The sequence below is a fragment of the Bacillus sp. FJAT-27251 genome (assembly GCF_001273925.1).
In the GTDB taxonomy this organism is placed as follows: domain Bacteria; phylum Bacillota; class Bacilli; order Bacillales; family Cytobacillaceae; genus Mesobacillus_B.
Genome location: NZ_LIGG01000001.1, coordinates 466257 through 484800, shown reverse-complemented (window position 1 = coordinate 484800; position 18544 = coordinate 466257). Strand labels below are relative to the sequence as shown.

Below are 18544 nucleotides of genomic sequence, written 5' to 3'. Positions count from 1 at the left end.
GTTATTCTTGTTATTTCTTGGTTTATCAGGTCGTAAATTTGTCGAGTCAGTGACAATGTAGAGGAGTTTGACAGCAACACTTTCGGGAAAAATTATCCATAGGAAAAAAAACGGTGTGACAGAGTCTTCTATCACATACTATCTTCTGAATTTAGGCAGACTAAATCCGTGCACTATGCAGATATTTGGTTTTAGTCCGGGTATATATGTTACGGTAATATATGGTGCCCAAAAAGACAGAGAGAGCAGGAAGGGAGTTATTTAATGAAAAAGAATACTACGGTATTTTATATTTCAACGGGAATATTGCTGTTGATGGTACTTGTCGGGGTGTTTGCTCCGGAGGGCCTTGAAAGCGTGACAGCGAATATTCAAACCTTCATAACCAATTCGTTTGGATGGTATTATTTATTGTTCGTTTCGCTTGTCGTCATTATATGTTTGTATTTCCTGATCAGCCCGCTTGGGAAAATCAAGCTTGGCAAGCAGGATGACAAGCCTGAATTTACGAGGATGTCGTGGTTTGCGATGCTTTTCAGTGCCGGGATGGGAATTGGCCTTGTGTTTTGGGGAACGGCAGAACCGATCTCCCACTACATGATTTCGACCCCGACTGGCGGAGAGCCGGGCACGGACGAGGCAATCCGGGATGCGATGCGGTATACCTTCTTCCACTGGGGAATACACGCCTGGGCCATTTACGGGTTAGTTGCCATGGTGCTGGCCTACTTCAATTTCAGGCATGGCAAGCCTGCTTTAATCAGCGCCACGCTTGAGCCGGTCCTTGGCAAATATGCCCGGGGAAAAACAGGAAAGGTAATTGATATTATATCCGTTGTCGCAACGGTGACAGGCATTGCCACTACTTTGGGACTTGGAGCTGTACAAATAAATGGTKGGCTGACCTACCTTTTTGAGATTCCTGCAAACTTTTTGACTCAGTTCATTATTGTTTTGGTTGTTACTGTGTTATTTATGGTTTCAGCGATGACAGGACTGGGCAAAGGGATTAAAATTCTGAGCAATACGAATATGATTCTGGCTGCAGCTCTATTTTTATTCGTGTTTATCATGGGGCCTACCTTGTTCATCCTTAATCTGTTCACCAATTCCGTTGGTACGTACATTCAGAATCTGCCGGCGATGAGTTTGCGAATTTCTCCGCTGGATGCCGATGTGCGTGAATGGATCAATGGCTGGACGATTTTCTATTGGGCATGGTGGATTGCCTGGGCACCTTTCACAGGAATTTTTATAGCTCGAGTTTCTAAAGGGCGGACCATTCGCGAATTCATCTTTGGAGTCCTGCTTGTTCCATCGGTGATCGGTTTCCTCTGGTTCTCAACCTTTGGCGGAACGGCCATCTCGCTTGAGCATCAGGGAGCTGCCGCGATTTCGGAGCTGGCGACCGAGGAAGCGCTATTCGGGGTTTTAGGAAACTTTCCGCTTCCTTGGGTAACATCCATTCTGGCTTTAATCCTGATCGCCGTCTTCTTCATCACCTCGGCCGATTCCGGAACCTATGTCCTTGGAATGATGACCACCAATGGCTCGCTTACGCCAGGAAACCGCATAAAGCTCATCTGGGGAGTTTTACTGTCGGCAACGGCACTTGTCCTGCTTTACTCAGGAGGACTGCTGGCGCTGCAGAACACGATGATCATCGCAGCCTTGCCATTCTCCATCATCATGGGGCTGATGGCCTGGAGCCTGGCCAAGGCATTAAGCAAGGAATCCAAGGAACTCGGAATTGGAAGAATTCCGAAGCGCCGGGAACATTAATTAATGGAGGGAAGTGCGCTATGCACTTCTCTTTTTTTACAGGATAAGAAAGTATAAAGTTTCTGCACTTAGATAACTGTCTAGCTCCAGCGCCTAGCCCCTCGAGTCGCTTCGGTCCATCTGTTGAAGTCAAAGAACGACTTCATCAGCTGGCCCTCCAGCGCTTGTCGGGGCTGAGCAAGGCGCTTGCGCTTTTCTTATGTAATTGATTTTTAAAAGTGGCTGCTTGTTAGTAGACAAGTCGAACTTCTCACTCTATAATAATTCATATATTTGTATTTTTATAGAAAGAAGGGAGAAAATAGATGAAGAAGAAATTAGCCGTTTCAATGATTGCGTTCTTGTTTTTGTTCACAACGGCAGTCAGCGTCGCTTCAGCTGCTACTGTAAATTATCATCCATCCTTGGTACATAAAACGGGTGCGATGGCGTATGAGCATACTAAGTATCTATCGGAAGAGATTGGTCCACGCTTAATGGGAACTGATGGGGAAGCAAAGGCAAAGGAATATGTGGAGCAGCAGTTCGAACGCATGGGCTATGCAACCGAGGTCCAGCCTTTTTCATTTGTAAGAAAAGGAGCCAGCATGGATTCAGCCAACGTGGTCGCCTACAAGCAAGGTAAGTCTGACAAGCAGGTGATTGTCGGGGCCCACTATGATTCCGTGGCCAATATCAAAGGTGCAGATGACAATGCCTCCGGTGTCGGCGTCATGCTTGAAGTTGCGGAAGTGTTAAGCAAAGTCAAAACTCCATACTCCATCGTATTCATCGCGTTTGGAGCGGAAGAGGGCGGCCTTAATGGCTCAAATTACTATGCGAGCCAAATGAGCGCTGAAGAAATCAGCTCTACGGTAGGGATGATCAATCTTGACAGCCTCGCTGTCGGCGACAAGATGTATGTGCATGGCAGTGCGGGGGACGCAGGTTTCATGAGGGAACAGGCCCTTAACATTGCCGCGAAGAAAAAGCTTGATATCGGCATCAACCCTGGCCTCAATCCTGATTACCCGGCCGGAACGACTGGCGACTGGAGCGATCACGCGCCATTCAACAGACTTGGTATTCCATATGCTTATTTCGAATCCACCAACTGGGAAATCGGCGCGCTTGATGGTTACGATCAAACCGAAGAACACGGCGGCGTATGGCACACAGAAAATGACACCATCGCCTTCATCGAAACAGAATACCCAGGCCGCATCCAGGAGCGCCTATCCACCTACAGCCAGGTCTTGACCGAGCTGTTGAAGTTCATGGGTAAAACAAGCACATCGAAATAAGAATTCAGATAAAGAACCTCACAAACGCAGGGGTTCTTTTCTTTTGGAGTTTAACTCGGGCTATTTTTCACCATACTAGGTATATATATCTTGTGAATAGGGGATTGTACGATGGCCTTTGTCTATCTTGTTGCCGCAGGGCTTGCTGTGTTTGTCTGGTTTATGCCCAAAAGGCTGTCACGGCCGGAAATCTATTTTCTATGGATTTTTGTTTCCTATGTGGAAATTGTCGTTGATTTGACTCTTGGGACCATTTTGGGACTTTATCATTTTAGCCAGGACCCTGATGTAAGCCCGGAAGCCCTTTTTATAAAAATAATCCTGTCGCCGCTGTTTGGCATTGTTTTCGCAAACTATATGCCAGAAAAATGGCGGCCCTTTATTCCTTATTGGCTCGGCTGGGTGGTGCTCTCCACCTTTTTCGAATGGCTTACCATCCAATCGGGCTATTTAACCTATAAAGGCTGGGAACTATGGTATTCCTTTCTCTTTTATATCATTGCCATTCCCATTATGCGGTGGAACGTCCGCTTCATCCGCAGAAGGTAAAAAAGAAAAAGCGCTTCCGGTACCGGGAAGCGCTTTGAAAGATATGGATGGATGAGGCTCCAGGCCAATCCTGGGCCAAAACCTGCAGAGGGCGGCTGCAGGACATTATATAGGCAATCACACCGGGAAATTCTTTTGCGACAGGCGTCCTGTCCCGTTTTCCCGTGTTATTCAGTTTTTTAGGCGACGATACAGATTATCCCTCCTCTCTTTAGTAGAGTTGCCGTCCGGTCACCTGGACCTATGAATTGTAAGGAAGACGCGGAGCATTCCCGCACTTTTCGCTTCGTTTCCTCGATTTGCATTCGGATCAGGCTAACAACCCTGCCGGCCTGCTTGGCGATCAGGACTCCTTGTAAAGCCAGCTTCCGGGCTTCACTTTCCACTTCTTGCAGCATCCGCATCATCGTCATTACTTTTACCCGCGGCTGGATCTTTCGGACGGGCTCCTCATTCTGGCTGGTTTGGGCAGGAACCTTGCGCTGTAGCTTAATAAGCATCATACGTTCATCTCACTACCTTTCCAAAAGATGTTAGGGTGCTATCCCTGTGCTTACTAATTCCCGGCGCATGCACAGAATCCTTTCCATCGATGACAGCTTTTCATCGTCATATTCCMTTGAAAACTGGGGGGCATCTTGCTTTCCTGAGGCAATAGGAGAAATTCTTCTATCGAATGCTGTGGGACATTGATGAAAAAAAGAATACATTTTTTTATTTTTCCCTCGGTTTCAAATCTAAAATTGGCCCCATCTTTACTTCATCCGTTCTGGCAGCGTTTGGATGGAATGGACGACATTGTCCAGCTTGGCTTCGATCCGGTGCAGCAGGTACAATGTGACGACAATTGGAAATCCGACTTCGCTCAATAACGGAATGAACTGCTCCATGGCTTTTCCTCCTTATACGGGTATTTGCAAAGGCCGGCTTCCAATGGAAACCGGCCCCTCAGGCTTAAAGCTCATACTTTGTGACATTGCGTTCAACCACGCGTGCGCCGCTGACGGCTGTCAGGTCGCCGACGTTAGAGAAGAAAGCGCTGGATGCGATCATTTGCTCCATCGCCAGCTTCACGGTTGCCGGATCAACCGGCTCTTTCGGGTGGTCAACGTTGATCCTTGCGATTTTTCCAAGATTGGTTACGAAGTGCAGCTCCAATACTCTGGCCATTCTATTCACCTCCTTCCTTCATTGAACATGTCATTACATGATGTCGTAATTGTCGGTGCGCTCCACAGAGTTCAGCGGGAATGCACTGATTGCCGCCAGTGCCGTGGCTGCCTGGTGCAATTGGTCGGCCGTTGCATCCCTTTTAACATTGGTGTAGGTCTTTACCTTGAAAATCGGTTCTCCTTTCTCATTCATCCCTGTTTCGAATACCATTGTCAGCCTTGTATTTTTCAAAAACGCCTGTGCCATTGTCCATCACCTCCCTTCACTCTCTATATAGGGATTTTTAAGCGAAAAGGACGGGGCAGGGGTAAATTTTTTTGAAAAAGTTGCCGCCCGGGCTTGGACAAGCTTTTGAACAGCCGTTCTTATTGACACCCCGATGGCCATTCATTAGAATGATTAAAAGTCAGCTATTTTTGAAGTTTTTACCAAACTGGCATTCTAGCTGATTCAATGATCCTACAAGAGGATGATGGTGGAGAGATGGAGAACCTGTTAGAGCTGTTTTCATCCATGGAACCTGGCCTGAAAGCACAGTTTCTAGCTGCACTGGCTGCCAGTCTGCTGATTGGAAGCCTGATTGGCGTGTTTTTAAACGGGGCCTTTGGCCTATGGCAAAAATATCCCAGCCTGCTCCCGCGTAAAAAACCTGTACACAAGCACCAGTCACCGGAGGAAAAAGAGAGAAAAATAGAGTTTTACCAAAGTATCATCCTGGCTTATGAAGAGTACTATTCGCAAATCTATGATGAGCGGAACGGAATTCCAAAGCTGATCCGGCAGGGCTACCGCAAGCATATCCATGGAAGGTTCAAACGGAATTCCCGGCTTGCGGACAAAAGCATCAAGGGCCTGCACAGCCAGATCATGTTCCATATCAATCGCAAAACCGGAACAGACGAGGAACTGGCCCTGATGGCCGTCGACCTGTTTAACGAAACATACGACCAGCTCGAAAACGACTAGGGCCAATTGGGCCCTGTTTTTAATAAAATAGATAAAACTTTGGCACTTAGATAACTGTCTAGCTCCAGCGCCTAGCCAGTTTTCATCCTTGCATTAGCTTCCCCGAGTATCTTGCGAGAAGCGCAGCTTTGAGCAGCTCGAGGTCATAAGCCACTCCAGAATTGAAGGCAAAGAGCGCCTTCTATTCTGGAGCGTCTTATGCTGGTCGGGGCTGACCAAGGCGCTTACGCTTTTCGTTTGCTCTTTACCCAGTCCCTGATAACCCTCTATAATGGGAATTAAGTACCATTAATTTAAAAATTTTACTGAACAGGCGGAGGATGGATCCTCCCGGGTGAATATATGAAAAGAAACAAACATGAAGAGGACGTATGGCCCCTCTCCGGAATGGATTCCGTTAAAGATCTGGCCGATCTGAAAGCGGCGATCGACCAGTCGTTCATCATCGCGATCACCGACCACCGGGGCATCATTGAAGAGGTGAACCGCAAATTCTGCGAGCTGTCGGGCTACAGCAGGGAGGAGCTGATCGGCCGCGACCACCGGATCCTGAATTCGGGATACCACCCGAAGGCGTTCTTCCGGGATTTATGGCGGAAGATCGGCGCCGGCGGGACATGGCGGGGAGAAATCCGCAACAGGGCGAAGGATGGAAGCTATTACTGGGTCCATACCACCATTGTGCCGGTGCTCGATGATGCCGGGAAGCCTTGCCGCTATATTTCGATGCGGGTCGAAATCACGGAGCAGAAGGAAACAGAGGCGGCGCTGCAGAAAGCGCTCAAGGATGATTTCAGGAAGGAGTTCCGCTCGGCCCAGCGGCAGCTGGAAGAAAACCAGCTTCTCTATGAATCGCTGTTCAAGCACAGCCAGGATGCAGTGTTCACCCTTGACACGGGCGGCCATCTCGTCACGATGAATCCGGCAGCGGAAAACCTGTTTGGCTACACGCTGGAGGATCACGCCCTCCCCTTTGTGGTGGAGCCATTCCGGGAAACGTCCCGTAGTTATTTCCGGAAGGCGGTCCAGGGAGAGCTGCAAAACTTTGACACAGCACTTCGGGCTCCCAGGGCACCACGGGGAGAGATTGTCCACCTTAACCTTACCCTGCTCCCGATTATTATCGACCAGGAAATCACCGGCGTGTATGCGATTGGCAAAGACATCACAGAACATAAAAAAGTCCAGCAATTGAATGCCTTTCTGGCGCATCATGATGAACTGACCAGGCTGCTGAACCGGAGGGGGTTCGAAGTGCATCTAAGGGAAGCGATCGCTGGCGCCGGAGAGCTGGCTGTCATGTACATCGACCTGGACCGCTTTAAAAATGTCAATGACACGCTGGGCCATTACATCGGCGACCGGCTGCTTGAGCAGATTTCCTTCCGCCTGCAGACCCACACTGGCGCCGAAGATAAGATAGCCCGCATGGGAGGGGACGAGTTCATGGTCCTGTGCCCGTCCATTTCCAAAAAAGAGGCCGTTTCCCTGGCCCGGAAGCTGATTCAAAGCATGAATGAACCTTTCTTCATCCAGGAATACGAGCTTTATGTCACGGCAAGCATCGGGATTTCCTTTTATCCGGAGCATGGGGACAATGTCGTGGAACTGATGAAGCATGCGGACGTCGCCATGTACAAGGCGAAGGATGGCGGGCGCAACAGCTTCCAGATCTACACCCCCTCCATGGATGAAAGCAGCTACCATTCGTTCTTTATGGAACGGGACTTGCGCAAGGCCCTGAATCAGCAGGAATTCATGATCTATTTCCAGCCTCGGGTGGATGTGGAAAGCGGCAGGCTGGCGGGCGCCGAGGCGCTGATCCGCTGGCATCACCCTGAATACGGCATCATCTCGCCGGGCAATTTCATTCCGCTGGCGGAAGAGACAGGCCTGATCATCCTGATTGGCCAGTATGTGAAAAAAAGCGTGTGCGAGCAGCTTGTCCAATGGAGGTCTGCCGGCCTGCCGCTGGTGCCGGTAAGCATCAATATCAGTGCCCAGCGCTTCCTGCAAAAGGATTTTGCCCAGAGCTTCCGGCAGCTCCTGGCAGAGTACGAGCTTGACGGGCGTTTGCTGGAAATCGAGATCACCGAGAATTCGCTTATGAAGAATGAAGAATACGTCAAACAAACGATCGGCGAATTAAAGGAAATGGGCATCAAGATTTTTATCGACGATTTTGGAACCGGTTATTCTTCTTTCTCCTATTTGAATACGTACAAGCTCGACGGTTTGAAAATTGACCAGTCATTCATCCGCAATATTTCCGCCCAGTCGGAAAATGCCAGCATCACCTCCGCGATGATCAAGATGGCCCAGCTTCTCAACATGGAAATCATCGCCGAAGGAGTGGAAACGCGGGAAGAACTCGAATTTCTCCGCGAGCATGGCTGCCACCATGTCCAAGGCTACTTTTTTGGCAAGCCAGTTTGTGCCGCGGAGTTTGAAAAACGGCTGCTGGAGTTGAAGGGACTATAAAAAGGGAAAGCTTCCTGTTTCGTGCAGGCCGCTTTCCCTTTTCGCTTTTTCCGCTGAACCTGAGCCCCAAGCCCCCCTGTCCCGGCCTTCCCCCGAATGGTATAATAGAGTAATATATTTTTCGCATAAGGGGTGACTGAAATGAGAGCCAGGGTGCTGATTGTGGATGACGAGCTGCTGATCCGTCAGGGAATCAAGCATTATATCGATTGGGAGCAGGAGGGCTTTGAAGTGGCCGGCGAAGCGTCGAACGGGCAGGAGGCGCTGCAGCTGATCGAAACGGCGAAGCCGCACATCATCTTGACCGATATCGTCATGCCAATCATGGACGGGGAAGAGCTGACGCGCATCGTCAAGGAACGCTACCCGGAAATTGAAATCATCATCCTCAGCAGCTTTGGCGAGTTCGACTATGTCCGCTCCGCCTTCCAAAGCGGGGTCGTCGATTATATCCTCAAGCCGAAGCTGGATGCCCAGGGACTTTTGAACGTTCTAAAAAAGGCAGCAGGCAGGATTCCGGGTTTGCAGCTTGATGGGGCCGGAAATGGAAGCTCCCTGCCTCTCTCAGCCATCCTTGAAAAAGCCATTTCAGGCTATGAAACGGACTTCGGCAAGGCAGCACTGGCTGAAAGTTTTCCATATGAGTATTTCTGCCTCTTGGGAGCAAGTCCGGCGGGGCAGGCAGAACAGCTCAAGCAGGCCGTGGAAGGTGCCATCCCAGAGGGAATCTGCATCCCATTCGAAGGGAGGAAAGACGTCCAATGCCTCCTTGTCAACACGGGCATGCATCAGCTCCAGGCTTTGCCGGGGCTTGCCCAGCAGCTCGCGGGGCCTGAAAATGCCACCTTGGCCATAAGCAGCGGATTCACTCAGCTTTTGAACATAAAAGAAGCGTACAATGAAATTCTTCAATTGCTGGATGTGTCTTTTTACCTTTCGGACCGGAAAGTGGTCAACGCATCCGATCTGCCGCCGCTGCCGCCGAAACCGGAAAGTTTTAGACATGATTATTTTACAGACGAGATGAAACGAAAGAACTTTGAACATGCTTTCTCCTATCTGGAAGCGCATGCAGCCGGCATGTCCACTCAGTACAATACAGAGGTATTCGAATTCAAAACCTTTTTCGGGAACATCATCTTCAACATTACCGTCCTGCTCGGCAATATGGGCTATGAAGTGAAGGAGCTGGAGAAGCGGAAACATGCCTTTTTCCATGGAATTGAGGATGCAAAGACCGCGGGGAAAGTACTCGGGCAGCTATCTTCATTCATTGCCGAAGCGAGGGCTTGCATCCAAGCAACCGATAAGCAGCCTGACAATGACAACCTGAAAAAAGTGATCGATTATATCAGGGAGCATTATGCGGAGCCGCTGACCCTTACGGAAGTGGCCAAGCATTTCCACTTCAATCCATCGTATTTGTCGACCTACATTTCGACTCATAATCAGGAAAGCTTTGTTGAGTATGTGAACAGAATTAGAATCGAGGAGGCGTCCAGGCTGCTTGTCCATGGCTCGGACCCGATTTCCGAAATCAGCGGGATGGTCGGGTTTTCGGACCACAGCTATTTCTGCAAGGTTTTTAAAAAATCAACGGGCCTGTCCCCGAGCCAATACAGAAGAAAGCAGCCGCGGAGATAAAAGATGAAACTGATCCCAGAACGTTTTAAACACCAAGGCTTGTTCATCACCCTGTTTCTTTTTACCGTCCTGGTAGTCGTCACCGTTTCCGCGACGATTACCTGGCAGACGCTCCGCATGGCCGAGCAGTTCTTCATCGAACGGTTCAGCATTACGAATTCCAAGGTGATGAACCAGGTAAAAGACAGCTTCGAGTCTTTCAACTATTCGATTGTCGTCGCCTCGAACAACCTTCTCCAGAGCGGCAGCATCAAAAATATCCTCACCGAGGAGCATACCAATTACGAGAGCATGTCCGCCTTTTTTACCCTGGGCCAGCAGATGAACCGGATCCAGTCGATTGTCGATACGCATGAGGTGAGCATCCTGATTACCGGGATCAACGGAATCACGTACTCCACCGACCGTACTTACTGGCCGATCAAAGATGAAGAATTGAAGAAAAGTCACATCACCATCAGGACGTATCAGGAGCCGAAAAGGCTGATGTACCATTTTGACTATCGGTCCTCGATTACCGGGTATACGGAGGATAATCGCTTCATCGTCGCTTCACGGGCGCTAAGGGAACCGATTTCCGGCGAAATTTATGGAGCGATGTATTTCGCCATTCAGGAGAAGGAACTGAAAAGGTTCTACAGCAATTACACCAGTCCGGGAAATGATGTCTTCCTGCTTGATGCGGCGGGAACGATTGTATCGAGCAGCGATACGAGCCGTATCGGCCAGACAGCAGAGGATCTATTAGGCTACACACGCGAAATCAGGCGCAGCGGAGAGCCATACATCATCGGCGATTTTAACGGCAAGGAGCAGATTCTCCTGATGGATTATCTGCCTTCTTATGATATGTATTTGTTTAATGTCATCGACAAGGAAACAGCTTTCGGCGATATTATTGATAAAAAAGAGATTGTGCAGATTGCGGTGCTGATCACGCTGGTAGCGCTGCTGGTCGTGTTCTTCACTTCAAGGAGGATGACAACCGCCTTGTCACGCCTTGCCAGGCAAATCTCCAGCACCTCCAAGCAGGATTTCCAGAAGTATGTCGATGTGGCGGGCACCTACGAAACCAGGAAAATTGGTTATGCCATCAACAGCATGCTTGATGAACTCCACAATTATGTGGACCAGCTGATGATCACTCAAAAGGAAAAGCGCAACGCTGAACTCGCGGCCCTGCAGCAGCAGATCAATCCGCACTTCCTGTACAACACGCTCACTTCCATCAAATTCATGGTGCTGCAGGGAAGCAAGGAAGAAGCGACCGAAACGATCCATGCACTGATTTCACTTTTACAAAACACAATCGGCAACATCAGCGAGACCGTCACCGTAGAGCAGGAAGTCGAGAACCTGAAAAACTATGTGCTGATCAACCAAAAGCGGTATGGCGACCGCATCAAGGTGAATTATTTCGTCGCTCCCGATTGCGAAGAGCATCCGATACCGAAGCTCATTCTCCAGCCTTTTATGGAAAACTCCTTTTTCCATGGTTTCAACCATAAGCAGGAAGGCTATGTGAATGTGCTGATTTGGCGGGACGGGGAGCGCCTGCTATGCGAGGTGGCCGACAATGGCGACGGCATGGAGCTGGATGAATACGGACTGCCGGACCCGAAACGCAAGCAGCAGATGTTTTCCGGCATCGGCGTCCAGAACGTGCACCAGCGAATCCAGCTCATCTACGGCGATGAGTATGGCGTAAACATTGACAGCGAGCCTGGGGAAGGCACGACCGTCAGGATTACCCTTCCGTTTAACCAGTAAAAGATTTATAAAACGTTGATTTTACGGCGCTTGAAAAATACACGGAGAAATTCCGCTTAAATTGGGAAATACCAACATTTCCCGAAATATAAGGGGAGTTTTTCCGTTTATATTCGATTATTCCTTAGATTTAGTCCTAAAATGTGAACTTAATCGGAAAATATCCGCCTATTTCTGCCTTTTAAGCCCTTGTTATATGCAATAACCGGAATTTCTCCGCTTATTGAAGAAGATGCAGTCCAGTTCAGATGCGAGTTGGACTGCTTTTTTCTGTGCTAATACTCAAGTCCCTTCTTTTATCTAAAAATAGTACAAAAATCAAATAAAAGTACAAATCTAATTTATGTAAACGCATTCAATCACAAAAATAGTCCAAAAAAACAAAAAAATTGTCCTAACGGCAAAGATGGACACGGTGCTAACATTATAAATGTAAGAGCTTTCAAAAAAATATTCCTACACATGGGGGGACAACAATGAAAAAGATACTGTCATTCTTGCTGATCAGCGTTCTGATGCTGGCGGCTTGCTCATCCGGGTCAGATACAGAGAACACATCCGGAGAATCAAAAGACACAAACCAAATTACCGTTTGGGCTTGGGACCCGAATTTTAACATCAAAGCTTTTAATATCGCAAAAGAAACCTACCAGGCTGAAAATCCTGACCTTGAAATCAAAATTGTTGAAAATGGCCAGAAGGACATTGTCCAGAAGCTGAACACAACTTTGAGCTCAGGAACAACCAAAGGCCTTCCGAATATTGTCCTGATTGAGGACTATCGGGCGCAAGGCTTCCTGCAGGCCTATCCGGACATGTTCCACAAACTGTCGGATACAATCGATGCAGACGCATTTGCCTCTTATAAAATGGCGCCGACCAGCGTGGACGGCGAAAACTACGGCCTTCCGTTCGACACAGGTGTAACCGGGCTCTACTTCCGTACAGACTATCTTGAGGAGGCCGGCTATTATGTAGAGGACATGCAGAACATTACATGGGACGAGTACATCGAAATCGGCAAAAAGGTGAAGGAAGCAACTGGAAAGAACATGCTGACACAGGATCCGAAAGAACCGAGCCTGCTTCGCGTCATGATCCAGACAGTAGGTTCCTGGTATGTGAAAGAAGATGGGAAAACTCCAAACATTGAAGGAAATGAAGCATTGAAGGAAGCATTTGAAACGTACAAAAAAATGCTTGAAGCGGACATCGTCAAACCAGTATCCGACTGGAGCCAGTTTGTCGGCGCCTTCAACTCAGGCGAGGTTGCAACCGTGCCGACAGGAAACTGGATCACACCATCCGTCAAGGCGGAAGAATCCCAGGCTGGCAAATGGGCGGTTGCCCCAATTCCGCGCCAGTCAAGTAAAGAATCTGTCAATGCCTCCAACCTTGGCGGAAGCTCCATTTATGTCCTGAATATCGATGGAAAGGAACAGGCTGTGGATTTCCTGGCGAAGACATTCGGCTCCAATGTGGATTTCTATGAGCAGCTTAATAAGGAAATGGGAGCCATTGGAACCTATATCCCGGCTGCCGAAAGTGATGGCTACCAAGCGGCTGATGAGTTCTTTGGCGGCCAGCAGGTCACAGCGGATTTCGCTGCCTGGATGGAACAGATTCCGCAAGTCAACTACGGCCTGCACACATACGCGATTGAGGACATTCTTGCAGTAGAGATGCAAAACTACCTCAAGGGCAAAGACCTCGACCAGGTTCTTAAAGACGCTCAACAGCAGGCAGAAGCACAAATCAAATAACATCATCGGCGCAGGCCTCTTGTAAAAATGATAAAAAGCAAGCCTTGGGAGTCGCCGGCTTTCCATATCAGGTTACCTGGTGGAAGCGGATTTCCCGGGGCTGTCTTTTTTATAGGAAAGAGGCATTGCAAGCTATAAAGGAGTTGATTTGAAATGATCCCAGCGAAAGCGACCGACAAACTCTCAACCGAAAAACCGGACAAGGGCCGCGCAGAAGCCAAAACCATGCGCAATCTTAAAAGGAAGAACGCCATGGTCGGCTGGTCGTTCATTGCGATAGCCAGCATCATGATTTGCGTGTTCTATTTTTACCCCATGATCCAGGCGCTGCTTTTGTCGTTCCAGTCGGGAACCGGAGCAAACCTGAGTTATGTCGGCCTTGAAAACTATGCCCGCCTGTTTAAGGATCCAACCTTCCTGACAACAGTAAAAAACACCGTCATTTACCTGATGGTCCAGGTGCCGGCGATGATTCTGCTCGCCATTTTCCTTTCCGTGCTATTGAACAACAAGAAGTTGAAATACCGGGGCTTTTTCCGCACCGCCATCTTTTTGCCGGCGGTCACTTCGCTTGTGGCCTACTCGGTTATTTTTAAATACCTGTTTGCGCAGGATGGCATCATCAACCAGATGCTGATGAAAGTTTCCTTGATTTCTGCGCCAATTGAATGGCTGACCGACCCTTTCTGGGCGAAGGTCACCATCATCCTTGCGATTACGTGGAGATGGACGGGCTATAATATGATTTTTTACTTGTCCGCCCTGCAGAATATTGACGAATCCATCTATGAAGCGGCGAAAATTGACGGGGCCACGCCAATCCAGACATTCTTTAAAATTACCGTTCCGATGCTGAAGCCGATCATCCTGTTTACATCGATTACTTCGACTATCGGAACACTGCAGCTTTTTGATGAAGTCATGAATATTACCGCCGGCGGACCAGCCAATGCGACCATGACGATTTCCCAATACATTTACAATCTGTCATTCAAGTACACGCCGGACTTTGGCTATGCCGCCACCGTTTCGTATGCCATTGTCATCATGATCGTAATTTTCTCCATCATCCAGTTTAAAGTGGCAGGTGATAAAAAATGAGCAAACTCAATAAAATTTTTGTTTATAGTGTTCTGATTATTGCGTCGTTTGTTTCTGTATTCCCATTTTTATGGATGATTGTCTCGGCTACGAACAAATCATCTGATGTCACACAGGGCCGCCTGTTGCCAGGAAGCCACCTGTTCGAAAATGTGACCAATCTGCTGAATACGGTCGAGCTTGTGCCAGCGCTGATGAACTCGGCTAAAATTTCGATTGCGACCACGATTCTGGCGATGCTGATCGCCTCCCTGGCAGGCTATGGCTTTGAAATTTTTCAAAGCAGGGGGAAGGATATCGTCTTCAATATTCTCCTGCTGTCGATGATGATCCCGTTCGCCGCCCTGATGGTGCCATTGTTCAGGATGTTCGGGGACATCTCGGGCGTTTTGCCGATGATCGGCATTGATACACTGACGGCTGCCGTACTGCCAACCGTGACAACGGCGTTCCTGATCTTTTTCTTCCGCCAGAACACGAAGATGTTCCCGAAGGAAATCCTCGAAGCCGGCCGGATGGACGGCCTGGGCGAGCTTGGGATTTTCTTTAAAATTTATGTGCCAACCATGAAAACGACTTACGCAGCCGCGGCCATCATTACGTTCATGGCCAGCTGGAACAACTACCTGTGGCCACTCGTTGTGCTGCAGTCACCGGAAAAACAGACGATTCCATTGCTGATTTCCAATCTTGGATCAAGCTACTCGCCTGACTTCGGCATGATCATGACCGCGATCGTGATCGCGACATTGCCGACGGCGCTGATTTTCTTCCTGATGCAGAAGCACTTTGTTGCCGGCATGATGGGATCGGTGAAATAATTTTTAAAAGGATGTGGAAGGACTTTGACTAAAACTCCAAGTTTGGACTGGCTAAGCGATGTCAGCGTATTTGCTGTCAACCGCCTGCCAGCTCATTCGGACCATAAATATTACGAAACGATGGAAGAAGCGAAGAGCGGTGCAGACATGAAGCTGCGCCACAGCCTGAATGGCAGCTGGAAGTTCAGCTACAGCGTGAATCCCGCGACCCGCCCGGAACACTTTTACCAAACAGAATTCAGCTGCTCCGGCTGGAATGAAATTGCAGTGCCAGGGCATATCCAGCTGCAAGGCTACGGGAAGCCGCAGTATGTAAACGTGCAGTACCCGTGGGACGGGGTCGAGCATCTTCGTCCGCCGGAAATTCCCCAGGAGCAAAACCCGGTCGGCAGCTATGTGAAAATGTTCTCCGTGCCGAAGCATATGCAGGACAAGCCGTTGTACATTTCCTTCCAGGGTGTCGAGTCCGCCTTTTATGTGTGGCTGAACGGCGAGTTTATCGGCTACAGCGAGGATTCCTTCACCCCGGCGGAGTTCGAGCTTACTCCGTTTTTAAAGGAAGGCGAAAACAAGCTGGCCGTGGAAGTATACCAGCGCAGTACCGGAAGCTGGCTTGAGGACCAGGATTTCTGGCGCTTCTCGGGGATTTTCCGCGATGTGTATCTCTATACCGTTCCGGAAGTCCATGTCGCCGATTTGTTTGTCACGACCGACCTTGATGATGCTTTTACAAAAGGAACTCTTCACGGTGAACTGAAGCTGATTGGTGGAACACCAGGGCGCATCACAGCCGAATTGAAGGATGCCGGGGGCCACGTTGTCGCTTCGCAGGATGCTGTATCCGGAAGTCTCAACCTTGAACTGGACCACCCGGAACTCTGGAGCGCCGAAAATCCTTATTTGTACACATTATATCTTTCCATTTACAACGAGGCGGGTACTTTGGTGGAAGTGGTCCCGCAGCGGGTTGGCTTCAGAAAATTTGAGCTGAAGGACAAAATCATGCATTTGAACGGCAAGCGCATCGTCTTTAAAGGCGTGAACCGCCATGAATTCAATTGCCGCACAGGTCGAAACATTACGAAGGAAGATATGCTGTGGGACATCAAAACAATGAAACAGCATAACATCAACGCGGTCCGCACGTCGCATTATCCGAACGATAGCCTTTGGTATGAGCTTTGCGATGAATACGGGCTGTACGTGATTGATGAAATGAACCTGGAGACGCATGGCACATGGCAAAAGATGGGCGTTGTCGAGCCAAGCTGGAACATCCCGGGCAACAAGCCTGAGTGGCAGGATATTGTTCTCGACCGTGCGGTTTCCATGTTCGAACGTGATAAAAACCATCCATCGATTTTAATCTGGTCCTGCGGAAACGAATCGTATGCTGGTGAGGTGATCCTGGAAGCCACACGCTATTTCCATCGTGTCGATCCTGGCCGCCTTGTCCATTACGAAGGCGTCTTCCATAACCGGGAATACAATGAAATAAGCGACATGGAAAGCAGGATGTATGCAAAGCCGGCCGACATCGAGAACTACCTGAATGAGAACCCGGACAAGCCGTATATCTCCTGCGAGTACATTCATGCGATGGGGAACTCCCTTGGCGGCATGTACAAATATACCGACCTTGAAAAGAAATACCCGATGTACCAGGGCGGCTTCATCTGGGATTACATCGACCAGACGCTCCTCAAGAAGGACCGCTACGGCAATGAATTCATGGCTTATGGCGGCGATTTCGATGACCGTCCGAACAATGACTCCTTCTGCGCCAACGGCATCGTAACGGCTGACCGGAAGCTGTCGCCGAAAATGCAGGAAGTCAAATACCTTTACCAGAACTTCAAGCTCGATGTCGACCGGGAAGGCGTTTCGGTAACAAATGACAGCCTGTTTGAAGATACCTCAGGCTATGAGCTGGAGTATGCATTGTTCCTTGAAGGCGTCGAAAAGTTCCGCGGCACGCTGGAGCTGGAGGTGGAACCGCTGGGCAAGGGACGTGCGGAGTTTGACTGGCCGGCCGATCTTGCTTCCGAAGCGGGCGAATATACTATTCATGCCGCTTTTAAAAAGAAGGAAGCAACGCAATGGAGCGAGTCTGGCCATGAAGTGGCGTTTGGGCAGTTTGTATTTGAAGCGGAAAAGGCCGCCGAGGCACCGGCTTCTGTCGGCGGGCCGCTGAAAGTCGTCGAGGGGGATTTCAATATTGGCGTCCATGGCAGCGACTTCACGATTCTGTTCTCGAAGCAGTTTGGCAGCCTTGTTTCGGTCAATTACTCCGGCAGGGAAATGATCGCTGCTCCGCCGGCGCCATTGTTCTGGCGTGCGACAACGGATAATGACAAAGGCTATGAACAGAGCTTTACATCGGGCATGTGGCTTGCGGCAAGCCTTGGGCGAAAATGTGCCGGCATCGAATTGACAGAGGGCGATGCCGAGGCAAGCGTGACGTTTACGTACAAGTTCTCGATCCATCCGGATGTCGAGGTGAAAACCCGGTATACCGTTCTGGGAGACGGCAGCATTCTTGTTAAATCCTCGTACCGCGGTGCGGAAAACTTGCCTCAGATGCCGCTGTTCGGGGTATCGTTCAAGGTTCCGGCTAATTATGACCAGCTTGAATGGTATGCAATGGGGCCTGAGGAGAATTACAGCGACCGGTCGATGGGCGCAAGACTGGGAGTCTTTAAAAATACCGTTGCCGAGAATCCTTTCCCTTATATTGTGCCGCAGGAATCCGGAAACCGTACCGGCGTCCGCCGCGTGAACCTGACGAATGCGCTCGGGCAGGGGATCAAGCTTTCTTCCGTGGAAGAGCATTTGGAGTGCAATTTCTCTCCTTATACCGCTTTTGAGCTGGAAAACGCGCAGCATCCTTTTGAACTGCCAAGCGTCCACTATACCGTCGTGACAGTATCAGGCAAGCAAATGGGCGTCGGCGGCGACGACAGCTGGGGAGCGCCCGTGCATCCAGAGCACCTGATCGACCCAGGCAAGGACATGGAATTCGAGTTTAAGATTGAAAGAATCTAATAGATTTTCAGGTAAAGAGTCTGGGTTTATCGGACTCTTTGCTTGGGTTTAGGCCAGGTTTCAAGGGCGGTACAGGATACAAAGTTGTACAGAACTGGTGTGATAGGCGCCCGAGCGAGGTGAGAAACGGAGCTGGCGGTCGCCAATGGGGTAGATAGGCGCCCGA

At 49.4% G+C, this 18544-nt stretch carries 15 protein-coding genes; 11 read left to right on the top strand and 4 right to left on the bottom strand.

The genetic code is table 11. The annotated features are described in order from the left end of the window. Nucleotides 1–264 precede the first annotated feature (264 nt). From ADU22_RS02265 to ADU22_RS02255, 3 genes are all read left to right on the top strand, one after another. Nucleotides 265–1782: a glycine betaine uptake BCCT transporter gene (locus ADU22_RS02265; RefSeq protein WP_053360710.1), complete on the top strand. Its 1518-nt coding sequence runs from the start codon at nucleotides 265–267 to the stop codon at nucleotides 1780–1782. Between the two features lie 305 nt (nucleotides 1783–2087). Continuing rightward, nucleotides 2088–3065 carry a M20/M25/M40 family metallo-hydrolase gene (locus ADU22_RS02260; RefSeq protein WP_053360709.1) on the top strand — a complete coding sequence of 326 codons (978 nt, stop codon included), beginning with the start codon at nucleotides 2088–2090 and terminating at the stop codon, nucleotides 3063–3065. Between the two features lie 111 nt (nucleotides 3066–3176). Beyond that, nucleotides 3177–3614: a CBO0543 family protein gene (locus ADU22_RS02255; RefSeq protein WP_053360708.1), complete on the top strand. Its 438-nt coding sequence runs from the start codon at nucleotides 3177–3179 to the stop codon at nucleotides 3612–3614. Between the two features lie 179 nt (nucleotides 3615–3793). Here the strand turns inward: ADU22_RS02255 and ADU22_RS02250 are convergent, their stop codons facing one another. From ADU22_RS02250 to ADU22_RS02235, 4 genes are all read right to left on the bottom strand, one after another. Continuing rightward, nucleotides 3794–4114 carry a hypothetical protein gene (locus ADU22_RS02250; RefSeq protein WP_156324300.1) on the bottom strand — a complete coding sequence of 107 codons (321 nt, stop codon included), beginning with the start codon at nucleotides 4112–4114 and terminating at the stop codon, nucleotides 3794–3796. 255 nt (nucleotides 4115–4369) lie between these two features. Further along, nucleotides 4370–4504, bottom strand: coding sequence for a YvrJ family protein (locus tag ADU22_RS02245; protein ID WP_053360706.1), 135 nt, complete (start codon nucleotides 4502–4504; stop codon nucleotides 4370–4372). 64 nt (nucleotides 4505–4568) lie between these two features. After that, nucleotides 4569–4784, bottom strand: a complete 216-nt coding sequence (locus ADU22_RS02240; RefSeq protein ID WP_053360705.1) for a DUF2922 domain-containing protein — start codon at nucleotides 4782–4784, stop codon at nucleotides 4569–4571. Between the two features lie 33 nt (nucleotides 4785–4817). Continuing rightward, nucleotides 4818–5033 (bottom strand): DUF1659 domain-containing protein, encoded by a 216-nt coding sequence (locus ADU22_RS02235; RefSeq protein WP_053360704.1) that lies wholly within the window; start codon nucleotides 5031–5033, stop codon nucleotides 4818–4820. A gap of 237 nt (nucleotides 5034–5270) precedes the next feature. Between ADU22_RS02235 and ADU22_RS02230 the strand changes: the two genes are divergently transcribed. The 8 genes from ADU22_RS02230 (at nucleotide 5271) to lacZ (ending at nucleotide 18378) form a co-directional block, all read left to right on the top strand. Then, nucleotides 5271–5753, top strand: a complete 483-nt coding sequence (locus tag ADU22_RS02230; RefSeq protein ID WP_053360703.1) for a hypothetical protein — start codon at nucleotides 5271–5273, stop codon at nucleotides 5751–5753. A gap of 342 nt (nucleotides 5754–6095) precedes the next feature. Beyond that, on the top strand, nucleotides 6096–8234 hold the full coding sequence (locus ADU22_RS02225) for a bifunctional diguanylate cyclase/phosphodiesterase (RefSeq protein WP_053360702.1): 2139 nt from the start codon (nucleotides 6096–6098) through the stop codon (nucleotides 8232–8234). A 141-nt stretch (nucleotides 8235–8375) separates the two neighbouring features. Further along, nucleotides 8376–9878 (top strand): response regulator transcription factor, encoded by a 1503-nt coding sequence (locus ADU22_RS02220; protein ID WP_053360701.1) that lies wholly within the window; start codon nucleotides 8376–8378, stop codon nucleotides 9876–9878. A gap of 3 nt (nucleotides 9879–9881) precedes the next feature. Beyond that, a complete protein-coding gene (locus ADU22_RS02215) occupies nucleotides 9882–11648 on the top strand; it encodes a sensor histidine kinase (RefSeq protein ID WP_053360700.1) in 1767 nt (588 codons plus the stop codon). Nucleotides 11649–12124: 476 nt separating this feature from the next. Then, nucleotides 12125–13411: an ABC transporter substrate-binding protein gene (locus tag ADU22_RS02210; RefSeq protein WP_053360699.1), complete on the top strand. Its 1287-nt coding sequence runs from the start codon at nucleotides 12125–12127 to the stop codon at nucleotides 13409–13411. Between the two features lie 225 nt (nucleotides 13412–13636). Next, the gene (locus tag ADU22_RS02205) at nucleotides 13637–14512 is read left to right on the top strand and encodes a carbohydrate ABC transporter permease (protein WP_053364436.1); all 876 of its coding nucleotides are present in this window, start codon (nucleotides 13637–13639) and stop codon (nucleotides 14510–14512) included. Further along, nucleotides 14509–15333 carry a carbohydrate ABC transporter permease gene (locus tag ADU22_RS02200; protein ID WP_053360698.1) on the top strand — a complete coding sequence of 275 codons (825 nt, stop codon included), beginning with the start codon at nucleotides 14509–14511 and terminating at the stop codon, nucleotides 15331–15333. The genes ADU22_RS02205 and ADU22_RS02200 overlap by 4 nt, the downstream gene beginning before the upstream one ends. A gap of 24 nt (nucleotides 15334–15357) precedes the next feature. Next, the gene (lacZ, locus tag ADU22_RS02195; RefSeq protein WP_053360697.1) at nucleotides 15358–18378 is read left to right on the top strand and encodes a beta-galactosidase, LacZ type; all 3021 of its coding nucleotides are present in this window, start codon (nucleotides 15358–15360) and stop codon (nucleotides 18376–18378) included. The last annotated feature ends 166 nt before the right edge of the window (nucleotides 18379–18544 follow it).

Bases quoted from the DNA above. Each gene is read 5' to 3' on its own strand.
- ADU22_RS02210 (WP_053360699.1), top strand. From the start codon at position 12,125: ATGAAAAAGATACTGTCATTCTTGCTGATCAGCGTTCTGATGCTGGCG.
- ADU22_RS02200 (WP_053360698.1), top strand. From the start codon at position 14,509: ATGAGCAAACTCAATAAAATTTTTGTTTATAGTGTTCTGATTATTGCG.
- ADU22_RS02215 (WP_053360700.1), top strand. From the start codon at position 9,882: ATGAAACTGATCCCAGAACGTTTTAAACACCAAGGCTTGTTCATCACC.
- ADU22_RS02240 (WP_053360705.1), bottom strand. From the start codon at position 4,784: ATGGCCAGAGTATTGGAGCTGCACTTCGTAACCAATCTTGGAAAAATC.
- ADU22_RS02260 (WP_053360709.1), top strand. From the start codon at position 2,088: ATGAAGAAGAAATTAGCCGTTTCAATGATTGCGTTCTTGTTTTTGTTC.
- ADU22_RS02225 (WP_053360702.1), top strand. From the start codon at position 6,096: ATGAAAAGAAACAAACATGAAGAGGACGTATGGCCCCTCTCCGGAATG.
- ADU22_RS02205 (WP_053364436.1), top strand. From the start codon at position 13,637: ATGCGCAATCTTAAAAGGAAGAACGCCATGGTCGGCTGGTCGTTCATT.
- ADU22_RS02235 (WP_053360704.1), bottom strand. From the start codon at position 5,033: ATGGCACAGGCGTTTTTGAAAAATACAAGGCTGACAATGGTATTCGAA.
- ADU22_RS02220 (WP_053360701.1), top strand. From the start codon at position 8,376: ATGAGAGCCAGGGTGCTGATTGTGGATGACGAGCTGCTGATCCGTCAG.
- ADU22_RS02250 (WP_156324300.1), bottom strand. From the start codon at position 4,114: ATGCTTATTAAGCTACAGCGCAAGGTTCCTGCCCAAACCAGCCAGAAT.
- ADU22_RS02255 (WP_053360708.1), top strand. From the start codon at position 3,177: ATGGCCTTTGTCTATCTTGTTGCCGCAGGGCTTGCTGTGTTTGTCTGG.
- ADU22_RS02230 (WP_053360703.1), top strand. From the start codon at position 5,271: ATGGAGAACCTGTTAGAGCTGTTTTCATCCATGGAACCTGGCCTGAAA.
- ADU22_RS02245 (WP_053360706.1), bottom strand. From the start codon at position 4,504: ATGGAGCAGTTCATTCCGTTATTGAGCGAAGTCGGATTTCCAATTGTC.